Source organism: Flavonifractor sp. An91 (assembly GCF_002159225.1).
GTDB classification, from domain to species: Bacteria; Bacillota; Clostridia; order Oscillospirales; family Oscillospiraceae; genus Flavonifractor; species Flavonifractor avicola.
In genome coordinates this window covers 1-955 of record NZ_NFHA01000096.1, presented here as the reverse complement: position 1 = coordinate 955, position 955 = coordinate 1, and the positions used below count along the sequence as shown (strand labels likewise).

Below are 955 nucleotides of genomic sequence, written 5' to 3'. Positions count from 1 at the left end.
GCCCGGAATCAGCGGGTCGTGTATCATGACTTTGGCGTGGGGCAGCATGTCCCGCCGGTCGCCGGACAGGAACAGGACTGCGGCCATGCTGGCGGCGGTGCCGGTGCAGATGGTCCGCATCGGACAGCCGACCGCCTTCATGACATCGTAGATGGCAAGGCCGCTGGGGACCTCGCCGCCGGGACTGTTGATATACATGGTGATCTCCTGCCCGGGTGCGTCCTGCTGAAGGAAGCGGAGCTGCAGAACCAGCGCCGAGGCGGTGTCCTCCGTGATGGGCCCAATGCAGAAAATCTCCCGCTTCTGGAACAGGATGTCTTGAATCGGGATCTGGTTCAGCCCCTCGCTGGTCTCCCTGAGAACATTAGGTAGATAGGCCATCGTGCGCCTCCTGTTCTGCTTTCCGAAGCGTGTCTACGGTCTGCTTTGCCCACTCCGGGAAATACTCGTCCCGGAGGATGCCGATGAAATCGCCCCTGTTCCATCTGGCCCATTCCCCATCCCCGAGGCAGGTTGCATAGATTGCCCGGCCGGAAGCATGGGGGCTGCATCCAAAGCCGCTTTCCGCCAGCCAGAGCTGATTGCGGGGAGACCAGCAGGACTCTTTGAGCGCCGCCGGGCTCAGGACCAGGACTTCTCCCTCCAGACTGCGGCCCGAAAGTGTGTCGCACTGGGAGGCGTCAAAGAGGGAGAGTCCCTTTACCTCGTCCAGGAATGCTTCCACAAAGCCGTCCAGCACCGCCGGGTGGCTCTCCACGATGTACTCGCCTGTCCGGCCGCAGGTGGGGATGAAGATGGTGTCGGCCCACTCCTTGTGCCGGGGACGGAACCGGCCATCCCACCGCTTCTTCTGAATGGTGTTGGCCAGCACCCAGCCCACGCGCTTGAAGCCATATTGGGCGATGACGCCGCGGGCGCAGTCCGCTTTCAGGTGCATACCGTCGAAGCCGGCCCG

General features: G+C 63.0%; 2 protein-coding genes. Both read right to left on the bottom strand.

The window, feature by feature from the left end; translation table 11 throughout:
* On the bottom strand, positions 1 to 381 hold a 381-nt coding region (locus tag B5G42_RS17610), incomplete at its 3' end, for a ClpP family protease (protein ID WP_140399893.1).
* Positions 365 to 955: DUF3849 domain-containing protein (locus tag B5G42_RS17605; RefSeq protein WP_087273174.1), on the bottom strand; the 591-nt coding region annotated here is incomplete at its 5' end. The genes B5G42_RS17610 and B5G42_RS17605, both read right to left, overlap by 17 nt.